We start from the raw sequence: 18,263 nt of genomic DNA, 5'->3' as shown, positions 1-18,263 counted from the left end.
CCGCTCTTCCGATCTTGAAATCGAATCGCCTAAGAAGCAAACTAAACCGGTAAGCAAGCCTAGTTCTCTGCAAGCTGATTTCCTGGCTATGACACCAGAACAACGCCAAGAGTTCGTATCTTGGGCGGTGAAAAATCTAAATAACTGATCGTGATGATGAGTTATTGGTAGCTTGTCGATGGCTTGAGCATTATTTAGCGAGTATTTAACGATCATTCCGATTGTAGTATTACTTATCAGTGCTAAAATAATGCGCAAATTTTAGCGCTAACGACTCGGTAAAATGTTGTTAGCGTACTAAGTCATCAAGACAATCAAGGTATTTTAAATGACGGTTAAAACTCGTTTTGCTCCTAGCCCAACTGGCTATCTTCACGTTGGTGGTGCACGTACTGCACTTTACTCTTGGCTATTCGCTAAGAACCAAGGTGGTGAATTCGTTCTACGTATCGAAGACACGGACCTTGAGCGTAACTCTCAAGAAGCGGTTGATGCAATTCTAGAAGGCATGCAATGGATGGGTATGGAATGGGATGAAGGCCCTTACTACCAATCTAAGCGTTTTGACCGTTACAACGAAATGGTTGATAAGCTACTTGCTGAAGACAAAGCATTCAAATGTTACGCGTCTAAAGATCTGCTTGATGAAATTCGTGCAGAGCAAGAAGAAAACAAAGAAATGGCTCGTTACGATGCGAACCACCCTAAAATTGTTGCAGCAAACGAAGCAGCAAAAGAAGGTGATGCATGCGTTATCCGTTTCCGTAACCCTAAAGAAGGCAGTGTAGTATTTGATGACCAAATCCGTGGTCGCATCGAAATTGCTAACAGCCAACTTGATGACCTAATCATTCGTCGTACAGACGGTGCTCCAACTTACAACTTCGTAGTTGTAGTGGATGACTGGGATATGGGTATTACACACGTTGTTCGTGGTGAAGACCACATCAACAACACACCTCGTCAAATCAACATCTACGAAGCACTAGGCGCGCCAGTTCCAACTTTCGCTCACTGTGCAATGATTCTTGGTGATGACGGTGCGAAACTTTCTAAGCGTCACGGTGCCGTTTCTGTCATGCAATACCGCGACGAAGGTTACCTACCCAATGCACTAAACAACTACCTAGTTCGTTTAGGTTGGTCTCACGGTGACCAAGAGATCTTCTCTCAAGAAGAGATGATTGAATTCTTCAGCTTGAATGCAATCAGCAAGTCTGCATCTGCATTCAACACTGAAAAACTGCTTTGGTTGAACAACCACTACATCAAGACTTCTGAGCCTGAGTACGTTGCAAAATACCTGCAATGGCACCTAGACGCACAGAAGATCGATACCACAAACGGCCCTGCGATCACTGACGTGATCACGCTAGTTGGCGAGCGTTGTAATACGCTTATCGAACTTGCTGAGCAGTCTCGTTACTTCTACGAAGATTTCTCTGAGTTTGAAGCTGGCGCAGCGAAGAAGCACCTACGTGGTGTTGCTAAAGGCCCACTAGAGCTTGCTCTTGCTAAGGTTGAAGCACTTGAAGAGTTCACTACAGTAAACATCAAAGAGGGCGTGATTGCCGCTGTATGTGAAGAGCTAGAGATCGGCATGGGTAAAATCGGTATGCCACTTCGCGTAGCAGTAACAGGTGGCGGTCAGTCTCCTTCTGTTGATGCAGTGATTGAGCTTGTTGGTAAAGAGCGCGTAATCGCTCGCATCAAGATGGCTCTTGAGTTCATCGCTGAGCGTGAAGCTAACGCTTAAATAGTAGCTTGCTTGCGTTAAACTGAACCGCAGTCCTCAAGATTGCGGTTTTTTTAGCGATTTAAACTTTACGTTATTTTAAATCGATACTGTTCAAACGCCCCATAAATTCTAAAATTTCTAAATTTTCTTTGTTTGCTTCCAGTAATGCTTTTTTGGTCTTGGTGTAAGCACCTAATCGACCATGTTTACTGATCGAACACACGACGCTCTTATAAACGAGTTTTCCTGTCTGATCATACGTTCTCCAAGCCGCAATGTAGCATTCATCTTTTTTATTGGGTTCATCCCGAGTTGGGCGAGGTTTAAAAATGATCTTGGGCTCAAGGGAGTGGGGGAGCCGAGTCATTAAATAAGGATCTTTGAGTAACCGACGCCAAAATTTGCCCCACATTGCGCTGCCGAGTTCGTTGCGAAGCTTAATGGCTTTTTTTAGGCCTTTATTATCACCAATACGTATGTATCCAACCGAACGATGAAGCACGCTATCATCGGGCGTGTGTATATGGATCTTATACGCCGTTTTGGCTTTTGAGATAAAGCGGTGGCCAGTATTCGTAATGAGATTGCTTTTTTTCATAATTGTTTTTGCAATGAACTTATTATGCGTTGTTGTGCAGTAAATACTTTACCGAATGAAGCTGAAGTCTACTTCAATCATAGTTGCAAAAATCAGAGTCGTGTGAAGATTTTATAAGGAATAAAAATGCCTTAGCAGCATAAGCTACTAAGGCATTGTTTTATATGGCGCTCTCTACAGGATTCGAACCTGTGACCTGCCCCTTAGGAGGGGAGCGATATAATCATTTGTAAATATTTAAAATATAATTAAAACAGTTGCTTGTAAGGTTATACTTATTTCATAGCATAATATATAGCACTTAATTGTTTGTTTTTTAATTAGCAATTATAAATATTTTGCTACAAAAATGGCGTCCCTGAGACGATTCGAACGTCCGACCTAGCGCTTAGGAGGCGCTTGCTCTATCCAACTGAGCTACAGGGACATCAGTATTTTACCTTATCATTTCCGCTCTAAAACCAACAACTAAACTCATGAGCTGATTGAAGCTAATGGGTTAAATTACAGCACTATCTTTTGCTCAATTCTAAGTTGGTCGTCTTTTTCTAAATTTTTTTCGTCAAAGTTTTTCGAGTATTTCCTTGTAAGTATGCTCTCAAATTTTTGATTAGAGGCCTTGCAAAAAACTATTTATATTTAGGTGGTTGAGCACATTTCTGATTACCAATGAGCCTGATTGTTACGTATGAATAGTGAACGATAAATGTATACCAATTTCATTAAGTGATTGATTTTATTGATCTTTGTGTTTGATTTTTTAATTGGGTATTGATATTGTGTTAGTAAGATAATCAAACATGTTCTGGGGAGAAGCATGTAAAAAGAGGAAAGTCGCGATGTACACATTGTCTTCGTATATAGAAAAAATCAAACCAAGCATTAAAAGCGAATCAGCTCATAGTTCATGGGTTTCAGAGCGTTCACGTTTCAATGTTATTCAACGAGATATAGGGCACTGGAAGCTCAATGAGATAACACTGAGTGAGGTTGAGCTTTGGGTGAATAGCAAGACATCGTCTAAGAAAACAAATGCAGCCCCGCAACCGTGGTCACCCAAAACTCGCAATAATTACTTCAGTACACTTTCAAAAATCATGGATTACGCGATTAAAGAAGAGCTTATCCGTGAGTCGAAGCTAAAGAACTTGAGTCGTTCTAAACCAGATTGTGAAGCGCCACAGCCATTCACCCAAAAAGAAATCTTACTTATATCTAATCATGAGCCGACCTCTCATCAAGCGAGATTGATATTTGTTTTAGCCGTGACAACTGGATTAAAAATCAGTGAGTTAATTGCATTAGGCTGGGAAGATATTAATTTCCACACCAAAACGTTATTTGTTCGCAGAGTGAAAAATAAAGCAAGCGGCAATTACGAAGTTCCAAAAAGTGATGCGGTACAAAGAAAGGTCGAACTGAATGATATGGCGATTGCTGCATTGAGGGCAGTACAAAAGTACACAGGAGAGCGCAGGCAGAAAAGAGTAAAAGTGATGCAAAGAGACAACCATACCACTAAAAAGGTAGGCGTTAAGTTTGTCTTTTATAATGCGCGATCCGATAAGCCTTTCACTGATCCTACGCAGTACGCAAAAATGTTTTTTACGCCACAGCTGAAAGCTCTGGGTATTCGACACAGAGGAGCAAAGCACACAAGGCATACTTTTGTTGTTGAAGCGATTAAGAAGGGAATGACCAAGGATTATATTCGAGTTCAGCTTGGTTGCCGCCGTGATGATCTGTTTAATCTACACAGTAAAAAGAATGAAGAGGTTAAGTGCACAGAGTCTATAGATTCTTCTGCTGACTCGCTGCCGAACTTAAATGAAAGCAAAGACATTATTGATGAAAATAATGAGCAACCAGAGAAACCCAAAGTACCGTTTATCAGTTGGTTACTTAACCTCTTTGTGTCGAATCGGAATGCGGCGCTGAAGATGTAACTGTCACTAGACCAACGATCGGTTAATCGCTCAAACCACCAATTTACCAAAAACAATAATAAGAGAGTAAATTATGAAACTTGTGAAAATCGGAGCTTTGCTCCATAGATTGACTGACCTTGAAAAAGGTACAGGAAATCATAACCAGCTAAGCTGTACTGGCACTTTTGTCTTCGAAAAAGATGCCATTACAGCAGCTGGCCAGAATAATATTCTGGACTTAGTTCTTCGCCACCTCCAAATGGAGGTGAAGCATGACCAGTACTAAACACTTCAAAGCCATCCGTTTCTTTTATCGCCAAGTCAATTTTACGCACCGCAGCACTGACAGGCCAAAAGCCTTGCGCTCAATTAGACACAGCTTAAGAGTTGCGGCAGATAAAACGAAAAAGTTGGAGTGGCTTCCTGAGTTTGCATCAGAAAACAGAATTTGGCTTCCTCTATACGGGGTGCTGCCGCTTGCCAGAATCAAGCTTAAGGATAGAGAATCACTCGCCCAGTTCATTGCGCCAAAACCTAGAATTGCCAACAAAACCAGATTGCAGGCTCAATTGAGTGACAGTAAACGTAAGTTGAAAAAGGCGCTCAAGTCCGAAGAATCAAATGGAAACATCAAAATTGCGTTGGTGCTATCTCATTTGATTGAACACCCACGTGACAAAGTCATTAAACTTGATATTAAACGTGTGGCTAAATTAAACATGAAGCGTCACTCACAGCGTCTCAGAGCTATTGAACGATACATTTCCGTACACAATCAGTTAGTTGCTACCCCAGTGAATGAGAATAGCGTTTGCGTGCAAGAGGGTATACTAAAAATCCCCCATCAGTGGGATATCTGCACTGACATTGTTTCAGCAGACGAGTACATCGAAATCACCAAAGGATTTCTTGAGTGTTATTTTTCTGAGTATCCGATCAATGCAATTGTGTACCACCATGACGAGCGCCAATTTGATGCGCAGAGTGGTTGTTACACTGACACTGGTGCACATACACACTATTACTTGTCCGCACGAAACAAAGAAACCAAGCAATACGACCTCAATAAAGCGCAAGTTAGAGCTGTGAATACTTTTATGAAAAAGAGCGGTGCTAAGGTGAGCTTACTCAATGAAAACGTTGATGATGTAAACCTAACGCGTAAGCAGAGTCAGCTATTTGGCGAGTATTTTCAAAAAATGCTGTATGACTATGTCAACGAGCACCTATTGGCGAAAAAAGGTTTGAAAGCAGTATTTGCACCAGAAAGTGTTCGTCGCTCTGCTCAGCGTCAGCACATGAACGATCAAGCAAAGCAGCCGAAACACTTGCGAGAGTATAATTTGCTTCATATGAACACGCAGAGTGCAAAGAAGCACTTAAAAGAGCTTGAGCATCGAATGAAGTTTTTGAAACGTGTAGTTGCTGATACCGAAGCGGTTGCTGCTCAGAATCTTAGCTCTGTACTCAAAGATGTTTACGTTCGAACTTACTGCACTCAGAAAGGTTTCGATAGAGAAGCTGCGAAGTATTTGCTGAAGGTATCTCAAGCAACGCAGGATCATTTATCTTTGGAGATGAAAGAGCTGCTGCATAAAGTTGCGGTAGAACTCGATGATAAAGATTTGGCATGTCAGTTAAAGCCACCGGCTTAAATGTAAGGTTTATCAAGGGCTCGATTATATCGAGCCCTTTTCGAATCGAATAAATGTGTTTGATTTAGTTATCTATGGGGAGTGTACTAAATTGGTTCTGCCCCGAAACGTGATAGAAAGCAAAGTGTGAATAGAAATTTTTAGCAAGATAGCATCATAGATTAAGGAGAATCATTAATGAATTTGTTTTCTCGGTTGTACAAGTATCAGTCATCAGATTTACGCAGTCAGTTAGAAAATTTTTGCACAGAAGGGTTATGTGACATCCTCAATCGTATGACTCTTGAGCAACAGAGTGCTTTTTTAAAAGGTTTAAATGTATCTACTGATGTCGATGAGTCTATATTTTGGCAAACACAATATTCCATTATTGTTGATGGAGGCACACGCTACCCAGACCTTGTTGGGAGTATCGATAACTCGGTCGTATATTTGATTGAAGTTAAAATAGATGCTCGATTCACAACTGGTATTGATGAAAATGGTCAGGACGTTTCTCAGTTGGAGATTTATGATAAATGGTTAAGTGAGCATGCCTCCCCAGTTCATAATCCAAACTTAATTTTGTTAACTAACAAAACGCTACCTGAACAAGGATTTGAGGATTTGTCATCTCATAAGTATCAGATTAAAAAAAGAAAAGTGCTTTATTGGCAAGATGTTTATGACCAACTTTCAACTGCTGACAATATTTGTTGTGTCCAAGATTATAGGCATTTTTTAAAACATCAAGGATTAGCAATGGAGCTACCAAATAGACAAGATTTTGCAGTCATGGAACTGCTTTATAATGGCGCAGGGCGTCGCTTAGAAGGGTTAATGGGGGCAGTATTCGAGAAGTTAAGACAACAATATGCTAACGAACCATTATTTAATTGGAATCAAGAGGATAAATGGCGGTACGGTGGAAGCAGAGCCGATTGGGGCGCTGCGATCTGCTGGAGTTGGGTGATTTTAAATCAATCACCGTATCAATACTTCTATTGGGGAATCCAGTTTCCTGAGTTAGATACGGAGTGGAACACACTTGAACAATTTTCAAGTAACGGCTCATCACCTCAGATTGTGTTTGGGTATGTGACAACTGAAAAAGAATATACCAAGAAAGCATTAGATGCATTTTCTTCTCAAGGATATAACGTAGGTACTGAAGTTGACGGGGAGACTACCATCGTTCATCGAGGGCTTCCTTTAAATAAGCTTCTCGAAGAAAGCTACAATATTGATACAGTGGTTGACTGGTTATCTTCTGATATAAATCAAGCGTTAGAGGTTATTCGATCAAAACTATAGAGTGCAGAGCCTTACTCTCAGAACAGCTCTACATTATCTTTAATGGTATTGAGTCATTCTAGTATATTGCTAGCTGGCTCATTTTCGTCCAGATCCTTGCTGGCGGGACTACTTAATGACAGGGCTACTTAACTCAGAATTGCACCAATTAGCTAGCTGGATGTTGATCTCAAGCCTAGCAACCTGACTTATTTTTTTCATATTGGCAAATGTGTCGAATATTGCTTATTTAAACCTATAGAAAATGTAAAACAACATAGTTCACAAAAACGGAAGAAATAGATGTGAATAATAACTAATATGTATGTTTTATATTTCTTATTTTCGCTTAATGCTATGTTAACCTTATATTTTTTAGTGGTTTACTTCACCTTTTAGTAGTTGCTTTTTAAGCACGCAATGGATTGATTGCATATCTAATATTGTTTAACCTGATTAATTATTAACTACTTGCTTTTTGATATTTATACCGCTAACTGGAGTCAATAATGATTAAATGGTTTAACTCCTATTCAGTACTAAGCCTCGTTGTACTTTTGGTGAGCTCTTCAGTAAATGCTTATCAGTCTGGAAACTACCCAAAGTTTGCTACTGCTAAGCTGTTTAGTTCAGGTGAAGCAGTTAATGCTAAGCGCAACGTTGTAGCTTATGCGATAGAGAATGGAAACGCTATTGACCTTCAATTCAATTCTGAATTTCTAGGTGCGCGTAAATTCCTTTTCCCCGAAAAAAACTTTGGCTCTTCATACAACGTAGAAAAAGTTGCCTCTCAGGCGTTCATAACTGCCACTTCTGAAGTGATCAGTAAGTTTATATGCGCAGAATATCGTTTCAGAAATAGATTACCTTCTGCCACTGATTGTAATGGCTTTTCTCTAGATGAGAACAAAAGAGAGGGGATGCCATTTGTTTCAGGGCAGTTTACTTCAAGTCGTATAGAGGCAAATCTAGATGACAGAGCTAACGGTGTTAGTTTTCATATTTACCTTAAGAGCTCTCAAGAAACCCCATTAAGTTCTGCTTTTGGAAGTGTCCATGAATTAGGGACATTCTTTGGTGGCTTCTCTGGAAGAAAGAATTTAATACTGAGTGTTACTTTGGATGCATATTGGTGGAGCAAAGACACACAAAGAAGCGAAGTGATAAACGCTCAGCCTGAAGTGTATTTTATTGTGCTTCCTTCATCTTCCGAGCTTTCTAAGGCCGCGAATCAGAAGCAATCGGCTAAGCTGGGGCTAGAGAAAGCTAAAATTCTAATCATTGGTCAACGATGATTGTGGTGAACAAGAAATTACTTATTTGAGACAGTTGTTGTGAGACGTAGATTATATTATTTAACTAGTAAAAATGCAGGATGATAGGATTATGCTTTTAGATAAAATTAAAAACACCAAGGGTGAGATCAAGGAAAATGAAGAGAAAATTCGCAATAAAAATGATTTGATTAACGAGCGCGGTGAAGTTGTAAATAAAGCTGGCAATAAAAAGGAATTAGTTATGATCGCTCTCGGCTTTTTCTTTCTTCTCGGCTTAACATCTATTGTTTATACCTACAATCAAATCGAAGTGTACACTACGCTTGGTAAAGTTATTATATTCGTTAACACTGGCGTCGGTGTCGCGGCCTTCGCGGCAGCAAGTGTTTATGCCTTACGCGTAAATTCTGCTGAGGGTAAACTTAAAGAAAGACAAAGTGTACTAAAACACGAACTGGACCAATTAGGTACAAAAGCGGAAATTCTTGAGAGGGAGTATCAAAATTTAGAGAGCGAGCTACAATGGGAGGGGGAAGTGGTGTCCTCGTTAGCGGAGTGTTCATCCCATACAAATAATAGTATAGCGCTAGCAAGCGAAAGGCTTGCCTTAGCAGATGAGCATATAGAAACTGCGCACAAACACTTTAAAGACGGGAGGTTTAGCCCTTTTTGGGATAGCATTGAGAGCACTTTGGTGGTGCTTGATGAATTCCATCAGTCGGTTAATAATATCAACAAACACAGTAAAGAGTACAGAAAGCTACTGAATAGTCTTTATGATGGAAGTGATATTCATCCATCGTTTCAGATTCCACCATTGCCAGCCACAATAGATACATCAAAGCAATTGGAAGCGGTGAGCATATTGAGTAGTTCGATGCAAAAACTGGTCTCAGATGCCCAAGCCAACATCGGTTTTGCATCTATATTTGAAATGAAGAAGACGAACTCACTACTCATTGCTGGCTTCACCTCATTAAGCGGTGCTATAGAGGGTATTGGGGATACCATTACTGAGCAACTGTTTATTGTGTCAGATGAACTTAGAAACCTTGATCACTCATTGATACAAGCTCACAACGAAAACCAGAACCTTCAATTACAATTGCATGTAGATAATGTCGCTCTTCAAAAAGAGAGCGTCCGTATTCAAAAAGACCTTGCGAGAACTGTTGATGTTATCAACAGGCGGTATCGTTCTCAGGCAGGCGAATTCGTTGTGTGAGTTGGAATATAGCCATGACGACTTAGCAAACGCTCTGATTTTTTCGCAGGGCAGGTAGAGCTTGCGTAACTATTATTATGGGTAGTCAATCTTCCTTCTGTTGTAATAAAGCGATTCAGATCTTATCACCAGCTTCGAATTAGCATCATCCATTTCTTGGAGGAACTCTGAATCGCTAGATATACTGCCACTTTGGAGTATCCGACCCATGCTGATCCCACAGGGCTACGTTGCTAGCACTTAAAGTTCCAAGGTAGAAGTGCATCAAAATCTGGCTTTGCTTCCGCTAGTTCCTTCATACATTCGGCATTTGACCATGTAATCACTGGGTTTTAGCAGCGTGTTTAGTTAAGTTGCTCATTAAGTTTAGCGGTCATGATCAGTCAATGTATTGAGCACTATTTCTCTAATCAACCATGTGAGCTTAACTTTGCTCACTACACTTCACAAACGCTTCAGCAATTCGTTGGGCAAACTTGTTGTTTGGAACAATAAGAGCATCAGTATGAGCGTTAGTCCCTCTACTGAAAAAATATACATAATTGTTTTGAATACGTATCTTTTGTGGATTAGAAAGGCTGTACAGGGTTATGTCGTTTTGGTTTTTTATAACTTTTACAGTGCAGTCGTCAATCTCATAGCTCTCATTAGCAAGTGAACCATGTGAAAAAAGGGCAAGCATCGCCGCTATACTCAATAATCTTAAATTCATATTTTTCTCCTAAAGCAATATTTAAAAAATCCACTTTTGGTTATTCTTCTTTTGCTATCAGCAGTTTTACTCGCCTATTTAGATATTAAATTGTGACTAATAACCTTTCGGTTCAGTCTATCAAATAACCACCTCTATTTCTTTTGTAGCGTAACCACGAGTACTTCTTTGTTGAGTAAATGTGCGCTAAATTACATTAATAATTGTCTTGATTGATACTTCTGTTGATAGTGCGCTGATCCAGTGATATTGGACACTCTCGTAGGCAGTTTTAGGCATATTTTTAATAATTTATACTTTGCTAAATTAGCAAGCTCGCAACTCGGTTTTGTCCAGAAATGTGTTACAGAGCGGAGCCATGCTCTGTGATCACCAGGGGATTTTGACGGGACTAAATTGGCTTACCTTTTAAAGTAGTTAATTAAACTTTGGAAGGGGCTAAGGATGTTCTATATGGATTCTAAATCCCAATTTACTGTCGATATCATTAGCAAAGTGTAAAAGGATACTCCATGGTATCCTTTTTCACGCGCCGAAAAGTGTTGTCAACGCCGGCTTAAAACTGACCCACTTTATGGCGCATTAAAGTGTACTCACCCACCTAAGTTGAAGAGCTTAAACCCTATCCCGAGAACAAAAAGAATCGCAGATGAATAGGCAAAGGCAGAGCTTATTAGCATAGTCAGGTGCTCCTTACGAGAAGCGAGCTTGCACTCTCTCTTAAGTTGCGGATACCTCATTGAATAGGAAATGAAACGAGAGCCTCGGCCAAAGGATAGTGAATCTGCCATTTTTGACTCTTCAAAACTAAAGGCCTTATTGTAGTGTATTAGCTTTTTTGGCCACAAAGTCAAAGGTTAAAGTCTTTGCGTATGACGCATGTGAAATGGCCAATCTGAGTGTTGGCGTCAATGAGATGCCTTCGCTTACCCTACAAAACCTAATGTGTATTACTATCTGTTAGAACAAAAATAAGAACAATAAGCCGTTTATGTTCAAAGATAATTTAATGACACTGGCTTAGACTCATCAAAAAGAGACTTTTGGCCATCACGATTCTAGGGTCTGGCTAAAGTTGCTGGCTAAATTTAGAAAATTGGGTGTCAGCCCTATCACTTAAGTGTTGGCCCTATACCCGCACAAGCGATTTTTAAAAATAATCGAAAAAAAATGATACTCACAGGTGTCTGTAACGATTCAACTTTTTTAAAAGCAGCGAAAAAGGTTCAATTTTCGATTGTTCTAATTTTTAAAAATGTCTGGTAGCCTTATATTTGTTTCCAATAAACATTAAATTTGCCAAGTTTCCTACTTCCTATCCATATAGAACTGTTCAGTAACGGTTGCCTTCTTTTTACATCGATACCAATTTACTCGTACATCACTGTTTAGCCATTCAAAATAACTAGTCAGCCATACAGACTGGGTCTTTTCACAGCTTGCTGTGGCCAAAGACAAAGTTTGTAATCAAACAAATCGGTGGCAGTTAAAAAAATTTTAGGCAACGACTTCTGTTGATCATATTAAGTTAGACTTTCACTGCATCATTAGCCAATCATCAACTTCTAGGCCTAAGTTGTCCCTAGAATGAAGTCTTTGAATATAAGCAACGAATTGATCCCATTGTTGCTTATACATTTTTCCATCTTCAGGTAATACCTTTCCACCAATGAATGCATTGAATTGTTGTCTAATCGAAGGCGGTAATAACTCACCATATGCATTGACGATAGCACCGTTAGCTTGGGAAGTTACTGGTGGGGTGACTTTCGGTTCGATAGTAGCTGTTTGGATCTTCGACATATTGTTGAGTTTTTCTGTTTCGTCACCCTTCACGTAGTGCTCATAAGCGGTGTCGATACTATCACCCAGTATTTCAGCGGTGGCCGCAATACCAAATTCTTTGTTGGCACGGCGAGCAAAAGTATGGCGTACATCATAAAGGCGGCCAGTAAGGCCAAAAATAACTTTAATAGAGCTCCAAACGGGCTTATATGTACCATCAGTGACGTGTAATTGGCTTTTTAGGCTAGGAAACATATATTGATTCGGGTTTTCTCTATATTCACGTTCATAATAAACATGCCAAAATTCCCAGTAGGTGTCGTTGTCTATTTTCAAGGTACGTTGAGCGTTGTTCTTGCTGATCTCTGAAGGGATGAAGATCGTTCTTTTCTCGGGGTCAAAATTTTGAAGGGAGTTTTTGTAAACTTCAGAATTACGAGCTCCCGTTAAGATCATCGTTGCGACAATCAATTTACCAGCGAGACTGCCTCGGACATCTTCGTTAGTAAAAATCGCATCAGTAATATGCTCGTAGTTATAGTCGTAGTTGATACTTGATTTGAATTTAGAGCTGGGAAAGCGACCAATCTCGCCATCGATTGGGTTATTTACAATGTAGCCCTTCAATGCGCACATGTTGAATACAGCGTTAAGGATGGTGTACTTTTTCCGCATTGTGTCAGTTGAAGTACCAAAGCGTATTTCACCAGTTTGCTTGTCTCTATACTCAGTCTGTTTCCAGTACTCTTCGAACTCTTGCACCCAGCCTTTATTAGCACTGTTTATTTTTTTGTCTATCCAATGCGGAAAGCTGTTGATGATCTCTTTGATGGTGCGGTCGGTGATCGGTCTGCGCTTGCCGCTTTTGATGTTGTTGTTGAATCGATCATCTTTGTATCTAGTTTCTAAATATTCGCGAATCGTTAAATTGCTTACTTCAACAGCTTCTGAGGAGGTTTTTTTTAACTCATTAACCTTGTCGTTAAAGATTTTTCTGGCAGTAGAAAGTTCAATTTGAGGGTGGGGAGGGCGAGTACCATTAACCCGAGTTCCAAAAACGCCTATCTTTCTCATGGCGTTGATACTGACTGTTTTTCCTTTCTTCGCTTTGATGTAAAAAGTCTTATCTTTGTTGCTTAAACGCAACACAAAACTAAACCCTAACTCTTGTGTGCTGCGATCGTAGAGGTCTATTGTGCCATCTGATATCAAAGGTAGTTTTGCAATCTCACTTTGCTTAAAGATGAATACGCTTTTTTTATTCGATTGAAGACTATCTCCTTCAACAAAGTCACTCAACATAAACTCTGCTTTCTTTACCCGTTTTTTTGCCACAGCCAAGAACTCTATTTTAGTTTGATATAGCGCCATTTGTAGCACAATTTCACTTTCATAGCACTGTCCATAGCACTTTTATAGGCGTTGTTGATTGTATTGTAATTAAAGGGTTTTTATGGGTTTTTTGTGAAATTGGTATACAAAACAGGTGTTTGTGGTTTGTATTTACATATGGATTGTTTGTGGCTATAAATGAACGGCCCCCTTAGGAGGGGGCTGCGCTATCCAGCTGTGCCAAGAGAGCGTGTTCTATGGTGTTAATTACCTACAACATCTTATGCATGACGTCGCCAATTTGAATACTACCAGCCAAATCGGGTTGATCGACTTTTAACTCAGCTTCGTTTTCATACACGCGTGAAACGGTCAGTGTTATGTCGCTCTGAGAGACTTTGTTTCTCGGCAAGCCATTTTGATCGATAAAGGATCCGGTGTGCCATAGCTGCAGTTTATCGCCTTCTTGAACGCCGTGAATTCGACCTAAATCTATGGTGACTTGATTACCAAAGCGAGCAACAACTTCGGGTAAGCTAATTTTACATGAAACTTCAGATTCAAGGTCTAGCATGATATTCCGACTGACACGAAGCATCATTTCACCGTACGTAGATGCCCAGAAACGAGCGCTTTTCGTGTCGATTTGGCTGGTCTTTGCAAATGGCCACTTAGCGACTTCTCGATAGTTGCGACTGTAGACTTCATGGCCTGTCTTGCCATCAAATATTTGCATTTCTAAGGCGAATTGTCGATTAATCTCATCGTCTCGAATCAGATTTTGTTCAATGGTCGCAGTCAGGTCAGTAATGACCCCACCTAGAATGTATTGAGCCCCCGTATCTTGAGCGATCATTTTTAAACGTTCTGGATAGCGCTTGCTGATTTCATAGTCGGTGGTGCCTACAGAGACAAAACTCGACGATTCTTGATCGAGCTGGCGATTGATGACGTGTGCAAAATCATCCCCAACACGGTAGATCTTCCCCATAACGGCTTGTTGAGGGGCGGCAAGATCAATGTTTCCGACCAAAAATGTCTTTTTATACTGGCTAACATGGCAACCTGTTGCCGATGGGTAGATATCAATACGTGCTCGAACAGACATTACGCCTTTGCGTACACGTTGCTGCTCTACGAGGACATACCGCACTTCATGGTTGGTAAATTGATACTCTTTTTGATCACTCTCAAGAAATGGACGCAGGTTGCTGATACTGCCTATATCTGCACCTGAAAAGCTGACCGCCTTAAAAATGGCGTCTTCTAATGCATGGACTCTTGCCACCTCTTCAGAGGAGACAACGGTTGATACACCAGTCACTTCATACCAGGCGGCTTGAAGTGTTGATGCATAAGCTAATGAGTAAAGCATTGAAAATAAGAATAAAATATTTTTTTTCATTGTGATTCGCCATTTGGGTACAAATATTGCTTTTCATTTATTAGCTGATTTAGGTGTTGCCTTTCTTTTTCGTAGCAGAGTTAGAAAAGCAAGGAATGTTCCACATTGTGTTAATGATGAAATTCATTGAATAAAAAAGAGCAGTGGCATTCCAAAGCCTTATTATATCTGGAGATTAAGAAAATGAAAAAATGGTTAACGTTAGTGCCTGTGCTGTTTTTGACCGCCTGTGCCTTCGCCCCGATTTATAACGGTAAAGAACCGTATGCCGGGTCTCAGTTTATGCTGATGGAAAGCCCTCGCCACACGATGGATTTTTTCGTTGAAAGCTTGACTGAAGATTTGATTATCTCAAACACCAGTGTATCAGCACGCACGCCGATCGCGGTGACGTCGTTTGTTGACTTACAAAACATGGATGCGACTAACTGGCTCGGAAATTCAGTGTCTGAGGGGTTTATCCATCAGTTTCAGCGCAGAGGTTTTAAGGTTGTCGACTTTAAAACGACGGGGACGATTCAGGTGACGCAGCAGGGTGACTTCGCTTTTAGCCGAGATTGGAAAGATTTGGCGCAAGAGCAAGAAATTCAGTACATTTTGACGGGAACCATGTTACGTCAAGAAGGTGGCGTTTTAGTTAATGCTCGAGTAGTCGGCATGCAATCGAGAGTCGTCGTTGCGACGGCCCAAGGGTTTTTACCTGCCGATCGTATTGGTCGCGATTTGGACACGCTAAACTCGATGCGTACCGAAGATGGCGTATTGATTCGCTCTGATCCAACAATGACACAGCCTTACACTGTGATTTTACGTCCATAGGAGTTGATGATGAGTAGATGGATAGTACTATTGACGACGTTGATCATGGTGGGGTGTCAGCCTTTGGCAACAATGCGTGATAACCCGTGGTTAACCGCTGTAGGCTACGCGAGTATTAGTGAGCAAAAGGGCGTCAATGATGAAGAGAAGCAAGTTAGAGCTATGCGAGCATCAAAGATTGACGCTTATCGAGAACTTGCTGAGCAGGTATATGGCATGCGTGTTAGCGGGCGAGCGGATCTTAAAGATCAACGCTTAGGAACCGAGCGAACATCAGGAGCGGTCGATGGCGTTATTCGTGGTGCTGAAGTCGTAAGAAGTTATAAAGTAGGCGACAGCTATGTCACGGAACTGAGGCTTGATATCGAAAAGATGGATCGCTTAAGAACGTATGGTGAAGTTCAGCAAGTGCCAGAAAAAAGGCAGCAAACATTGTTCTAGAGAGACTGAGTTTTAGACCCGCTGAATTGAACAAGCGTAACATCGAATCGATTTCATTTTCTCCAGAAATGAACGTTAACGTGGAATGTGCTCTAGGTAATTAAGAACGGCAATATCTATTGTCGTTTTTTTGTATTTGATTGTTAGGTTTGTGGTGGGGGAATTAATAAACAAATTAGGCTTTAATGTTCGTGCCTAGAGTGGATAGAGTATGAGTTTGCCCTCCTGCATTGTAAGTCATGCCGATTTTTCCATGGCTTTGCTGCATCATATTATTCAGTTTGTTATAGCTAAGCTGGGCACGTTGTAGCGCTTCCCCATTTACGAGGTTTGCTTGTTGGCAGTCGTGTATTATGGAATTGATTTGGCTAACCATTTGTTTTAGTGGCCCATCTTTTTCTGTAAGGCTAGAAACATCAGGATGGGAGCCAATACGTTGATCGGTTTTCTGAAGTTGACTAATCAGCGTCACTTTTTCTTTGGCGAGGCGTTCGATATCACTAGAGACACGCTGAGTTATCGCCACTTTCTCTTGTGAAAGTAACGCTGACAGATCATGTGCATTTTTCAGTTGGAATTCTACCAAGCTTGCCAGTGCTGCCATATTCTAAAGTCTCTTACTGAATAATGATTATTGGTGACTCATTGAGAGTGACGATTAAAAGCCTCCAAGTTCTTTTTCAAACTTGATCATATTATCGGCCAGTTTTTCTGAATCAACGGTATAAGAACCGTTAGCGATGGCTTCTTTAATCGCAGAGACTTTTGCTGCGTCAAAACTTGTTTGGGTTGCCATTTGATTGTGCATTTCACCGATTTCTTTGCCTTGCTGGCTTAAAGAAACGGCATCTTGCTTAGAGCCACCTGACTTTTCAGTCGATTGCGTCCTGCTTGATGCGTTAGATTCAGTACGATTAGCGCTGCGTGTTGATGAGGTCATCGTCTGCCCGCTTCGTATATTATCTATACCTGCCATATGTTAGCCTTTTTTAAAATTGAGAACCTGTACAGTCACTATCGACTATTGTCAGTATTACTTTAATCTTTTGCACGCTAAAAAGTGAAAAACTTTAACAGATAATCAAAATTGAACCGTGACTTGATTAATCCCAGTTACCCTTCCTTCAATTATACGGTTGGATTTACTATTTTTCACCCTAATCTGTTCACCAGCGACGCCATCGGATAAAGCGATACCCTTGGTTGTGATCGCCATCCCTTCTTTGACCGCGCGGATTACCACGGTTTCATTTCTACAAACGACACAAATATCTTTCTCTTGAATAACACTGCCAACATTCAGGTTTCGTTTTACTTTTGCCCCAATAACCATATTTAGTGAGGAAAAACCTTGCCGACGAAAACGGTGTAGGTCTACCATACTAATAGTAACATCATTAGCGGAAATGATTTCTCCTCGGTTAAGAGGGGAAGAGAGTGTCACTTGAGGGCCCAAAGTAGTGATTCTCACTGGTACATAGAGTCTCCAGTTGTCTTCTGAACACTCAATTAAGACAGTGATATTACTGGATTGATTGCTAAGTGAAGACGATGACGCTAATAATGGGCTAGGGCAATCGGTGGCAAAAACCCGTGAATCAATATTAGCGGCCCTAGCTTGAAGCTGACCGCCAACAGGGTGCTCAACGTGATTTAATATATAGTTCTCAGCGCTTTGCTGAATGGCTTCAATCTGCTCGTTGGTGGCTGAATAGCTAAAAAAACTAAATAAAATTAATAAAAAGCCGATAGACTTGCAATAAAACTTATAGAAAGCTCTACACTTAGTTATGGTAACTAAATACCAATGTGATTTAGAATATATCATTCTGTTACTCTGGTTTTACATAGCCTACGGTAGACTAACACTTTTTGGGATAAAAGTTTGATATGGAGATGAGCTTATGACCGGTGTTCTTGATTCAGTGAATCAGCGTACTCAACTTGTCGGTCAAAACCGATTAGAACTACTGACGTTCAGATTAATGGGGCGTCAACGTTATGGTATTAACGTATTTAAAGTAAAAGAAGTACTTCAATGCCCTAAACTTACTTCAATGCCCAATCTAAACCCCT

17 protein-coding genes and 1 tRNA gene are annotated in these 18,263 nt (G+C 40.5%); 10 read left to right on the top strand and 8 right to left on the bottom strand.

All coding sequences use genetic code 11. The features are described from left to right. The first annotated feature begins 328 nt into the window (after positions 1–328). A complete protein-coding gene (gene gltX, locus ACP45E_RS05450; protein WP_017038036.1) occupies positions 329–1,756 on the top strand; it encodes a glutamate--tRNA ligase in 1,428 nt (475 codons plus the stop codon). Positions 1,757–1,829: 73 nt separating this feature from the next. Here the strand turns inward: gltX and ACP45E_RS05445 are convergent, their stop codons facing one another. Both ACP45E_RS05445 and ACP45E_RS05440 read right to left on the bottom strand, forming a co-directional pair. Beyond that, positions 1,830–2,336 carry a hypothetical protein gene (locus ACP45E_RS05445; protein WP_017038037.1) on the bottom strand — a complete coding sequence of 169 codons (507 nt, stop codon included), beginning with the start codon at positions 2,334–2,336 and terminating at the stop codon, positions 1,830–1,832. Between the two features lie 350 nt (positions 2,337–2,686). Further along, a tRNA-Arg gene (locus ACP45E_RS05440) sits at positions 2,687–2,763 on the bottom strand. Between the two features lie 412 nt (positions 2,764–3,175). On the opposite strand from ACP45E_RS05440, the gene ACP45E_RS05435 reads away from it, so the two are divergent. The 6 genes from ACP45E_RS05435 (at position 3,176) to ACP45E_RS05410 (ending at position 9,693) form a co-directional block, all read left to right on the top strand. Then, positions 3,176–4,282 carry a tyrosine-type recombinase/integrase gene (locus tag ACP45E_RS05435; RefSeq protein WP_017038038.1) on the top strand — a complete coding sequence of 369 codons (1,107 nt, stop codon included), beginning with the start codon at positions 3,176–3,178 and terminating at the stop codon, positions 4,280–4,282. A gap of 73 nt (positions 4,283–4,355) precedes the next feature. Continuing rightward, positions 4,356–4,550 (top strand): hypothetical protein, encoded by a 195-nt coding sequence (locus ACP45E_RS05430; protein WP_017038039.1) that lies wholly within the window; start codon positions 4,356–4,358, stop codon positions 4,548–4,550. Continuing rightward, positions 4,537–5,919 (top strand): hypothetical protein, encoded by a 1,383-nt coding sequence (locus ACP45E_RS05425; RefSeq protein WP_017038040.1) that lies wholly within the window; start codon positions 4,537–4,539, stop codon positions 5,917–5,919. Before ACP45E_RS05430 ends, ACP45E_RS05425 begins: the two co-directional genes overlap by 14 nt. Before the next feature lie 177 nt (positions 5,920–6,096). After that, the gene (locus ACP45E_RS05420; RefSeq protein WP_017038041.1) at positions 6,097–7,212 is read left to right on the top strand and encodes a hypothetical protein; all 1,116 of its coding nucleotides are present in this window, start codon (positions 6,097–6,099) and stop codon (positions 7,210–7,212) included. Between the two features lie 488 nt (positions 7,213–7,700). After that, complete coding sequence (locus ACP45E_RS05415; protein ID WP_017038042.1) at positions 7,701–8,486, top strand: hypothetical protein; 786 nt, start codon at positions 7,701–7,703, stop codon at positions 8,484–8,486. A 91-nt stretch (positions 8,487–8,577) separates the two neighbouring features. Next, positions 8,578–9,693, top strand: a complete 1,116-nt coding sequence (locus ACP45E_RS05410; RefSeq protein ID WP_017038043.1) for a hypothetical protein — start codon at positions 8,578–8,580, stop codon at positions 9,691–9,693. Positions 9,694–10,117: 424 nt separating this feature from the next. Here ACP45E_RS05410 and ACP45E_RS05405 read toward each other — a convergent pair whose 3' ends face one another. From ACP45E_RS05405 to ACP45E_RS05395, 3 genes are all read right to left on the bottom strand, one after another. Beyond that, the gene (locus tag ACP45E_RS05405) at positions 10,118–10,405 is read right to left on the bottom strand and encodes a hypothetical protein (RefSeq protein WP_017038044.1); all 288 of its coding nucleotides are present in this window, start codon (positions 10,403–10,405) and stop codon (positions 10,118–10,120) included. Positions 10,406–11,941: 1,536 nt separating this feature from the next. Then, positions 11,942–13,561 (bottom strand): tyrosine-type recombinase/integrase, encoded by a 1,620-nt coding sequence (locus ACP45E_RS05400; RefSeq protein WP_017038045.1) that lies wholly within the window; start codon positions 13,559–13,561, stop codon positions 11,942–11,944. A gap of 232 nt (positions 13,562–13,793) precedes the next feature. Then, complete coding sequence (locus tag ACP45E_RS05395) at positions 13,794–14,927, bottom strand: flagellar assembly protein FlgT (protein ID WP_017038046.1); 1,134 nt, start codon at positions 14,925–14,927, stop codon at positions 13,794–13,796. Between the two features lie 183 nt (positions 14,928–15,110). Here ACP45E_RS05395 and ACP45E_RS05390 point away from each other — a divergent pair, with 183 nt between their 5' ends. Both ACP45E_RS05390 and flgP read left to right on the top strand, forming a co-directional pair. Then, a complete protein-coding gene (locus tag ACP45E_RS05390; protein WP_026026624.1) occupies positions 15,111–15,746 on the top strand; it encodes a FlgO family outer membrane protein in 636 nt (211 codons plus the stop codon). A gap of 9 nt (positions 15,747–15,755) precedes the next feature. Further along, positions 15,756–16,187: a flagellar assembly lipoprotein FlgP gene (flgP, locus tag ACP45E_RS05385; protein ID WP_017035112.1), complete on the top strand. Its 432-nt coding sequence runs from the start codon at positions 15,756–15,758 to the stop codon at positions 16,185–16,187. A 175-nt stretch (positions 16,188–16,362) separates the two neighbouring features. On the opposite strand, the gene ACP45E_RS05380 is transcribed toward flgP, so the two are convergent. The 3 genes from ACP45E_RS05380 to flgA all read right to left on the bottom strand — a co-directional run bounded on the left by ACP45E_RS05380 (position 16,363) and on the right by flgA (position 18,015). Next, positions 16,363–16,791, bottom strand: a complete 429-nt coding sequence (locus ACP45E_RS05380; RefSeq protein ID WP_017038047.1) for a flagella synthesis protein FlgN — start codon at positions 16,789–16,791, stop codon at positions 16,363–16,365. A 54-nt stretch (positions 16,792–16,845) separates the two neighbouring features. Then, a complete protein-coding gene (gene flgM / locus ACP45E_RS05375) occupies positions 16,846–17,163 on the bottom strand; it encodes a flagellar biosynthesis anti-sigma factor FlgM (RefSeq protein WP_017035114.1) in 318 nt (105 codons plus the stop codon). 105 nt (positions 17,164–17,268) lie between these two features. Further along, positions 17,269–18,015 carry a flagellar basal body P-ring formation chaperone FlgA gene (gene flgA / locus ACP45E_RS05370; RefSeq protein ID WP_017038048.1) on the bottom strand — a complete coding sequence of 249 codons (747 nt, stop codon included), beginning with the start codon at positions 18,013–18,015 and terminating at the stop codon, positions 17,269–17,271. A 76-nt stretch (positions 18,016–18,091) separates the two neighbouring features. Between flgA and ACP45E_RS05365 the strand changes: the two genes are divergently transcribed. Then, positions 18,092–18,263 (top strand): chemotaxis protein CheW (locus tag ACP45E_RS05365; RefSeq protein ID WP_198927693.1); only part of this gene is annotated, 172 nt, incomplete at its 3' end.

The organism is Vibrio genomosp. F10 str. 9ZD137 (assembly GCF_049974785.1).
Taxonomy (GTDB): domain Bacteria; phylum Pseudomonadota; class Gammaproteobacteria; order Enterobacterales; family Vibrionaceae; genus Vibrio.
The sequence above is the reverse complement of the archived record's forward strand: the minus strand, read 5'-3'. Positions and strand labels throughout refer to the sequence as shown.

What these genes read in the sequence shown, in the direction of transcription:
- ACP45E_RS05445 (WP_017038037.1), bottom strand. Translation starts at nt 2,336, where the DNA reads ATGAAAAAAAGCAATCTCATTACGAATACTGGCCACCGCTTTATCTCA.
- gltX (WP_017038036.1), top strand. Translation starts at nt 329, where the DNA reads ATGACGGTTAAAACTCGTTTTGCTCCTAGCCCAACTGGCTATCTTCAC.
- ACP45E_RS05430 (WP_017038039.1), top strand. Translation starts at nt 4,356, where the DNA reads ATGAAACTTGTGAAAATCGGAGCTTTGCTCCATAGATTGACTGACCTT.
- flgP (WP_017035112.1), top strand. Translation starts at nt 15,756, where the DNA reads ATGAGTAGATGGATAGTACTATTGACGACGTTGATCATGGTGGGGTGT.
- flgA (WP_017038048.1), bottom strand. Translation starts at nt 18,015, where the DNA reads ATGATATATTCTAAATCACATTGGTATTTAGTTACCATAACTAAGTGT.
- flgM (WP_017035114.1), bottom strand. Translation starts at nt 17,163, where the DNA reads ATGGCAGGTATAGATAATATACGAAGCGGGCAGACGATGACCTCATCA.
- ACP45E_RS05405 (WP_017038044.1), bottom strand. Translation starts at nt 10,405, where the DNA reads ATGAATTTAAGATTATTGAGTATAGCGGCGATGCTTGCCCTTTTTTCA.
- ACP45E_RS05390 (WP_026026624.1), top strand. Translation starts at nt 15,111, where the DNA reads ATGAAAAAATGGTTAACGTTAGTGCCTGTGCTGTTTTTGACCGCCTGT.
- ACP45E_RS05435 (WP_017038038.1), top strand. Translation starts at nt 3,176, where the DNA reads ATGTACACATTGTCTTCGTATATAGAAAAAATCAAACCAAGCATTAAA.
- ACP45E_RS05415 (WP_017038042.1), top strand. Translation starts at nt 7,701, where the DNA reads ATGATTAAATGGTTTAACTCCTATTCAGTACTAAGCCTCGTTGTACTT.
- ACP45E_RS05420 (WP_017038041.1), top strand. Translation starts at nt 6,097, where the DNA reads ATGAATTTGTTTTCTCGGTTGTACAAGTATCAGTCATCAGATTTACGC.
- ACP45E_RS05410 (WP_017038043.1), top strand. Translation starts at nt 8,578, where the DNA reads ATGCTTTTAGATAAAATTAAAAACACCAAGGGTGAGATCAAGGAAAAT.
- ACP45E_RS05425 (WP_017038040.1), top strand. Translation starts at nt 4,537, where the DNA reads ATGACCAGTACTAAACACTTCAAAGCCATCCGTTTCTTTTATCGCCAA.
- ACP45E_RS05380 (WP_017038047.1), bottom strand. Translation starts at nt 16,791, where the DNA reads ATGGCAGCACTGGCAAGCTTGGTAGAATTCCAACTGAAAAATGCACAT.
- ACP45E_RS05400 (WP_017038045.1), bottom strand. Translation starts at nt 13,561, where the DNA reads ATGGCGCTATATCAAACTAAAATAGAGTTCTTGGCTGTGGCAAAAAAA.
- ACP45E_RS05395 (WP_017038046.1), bottom strand. Translation starts at nt 14,927, where the DNA reads ATGAAAAAAAATATTTTATTCTTATTTTCAATGCTTTACTCATTAGCT.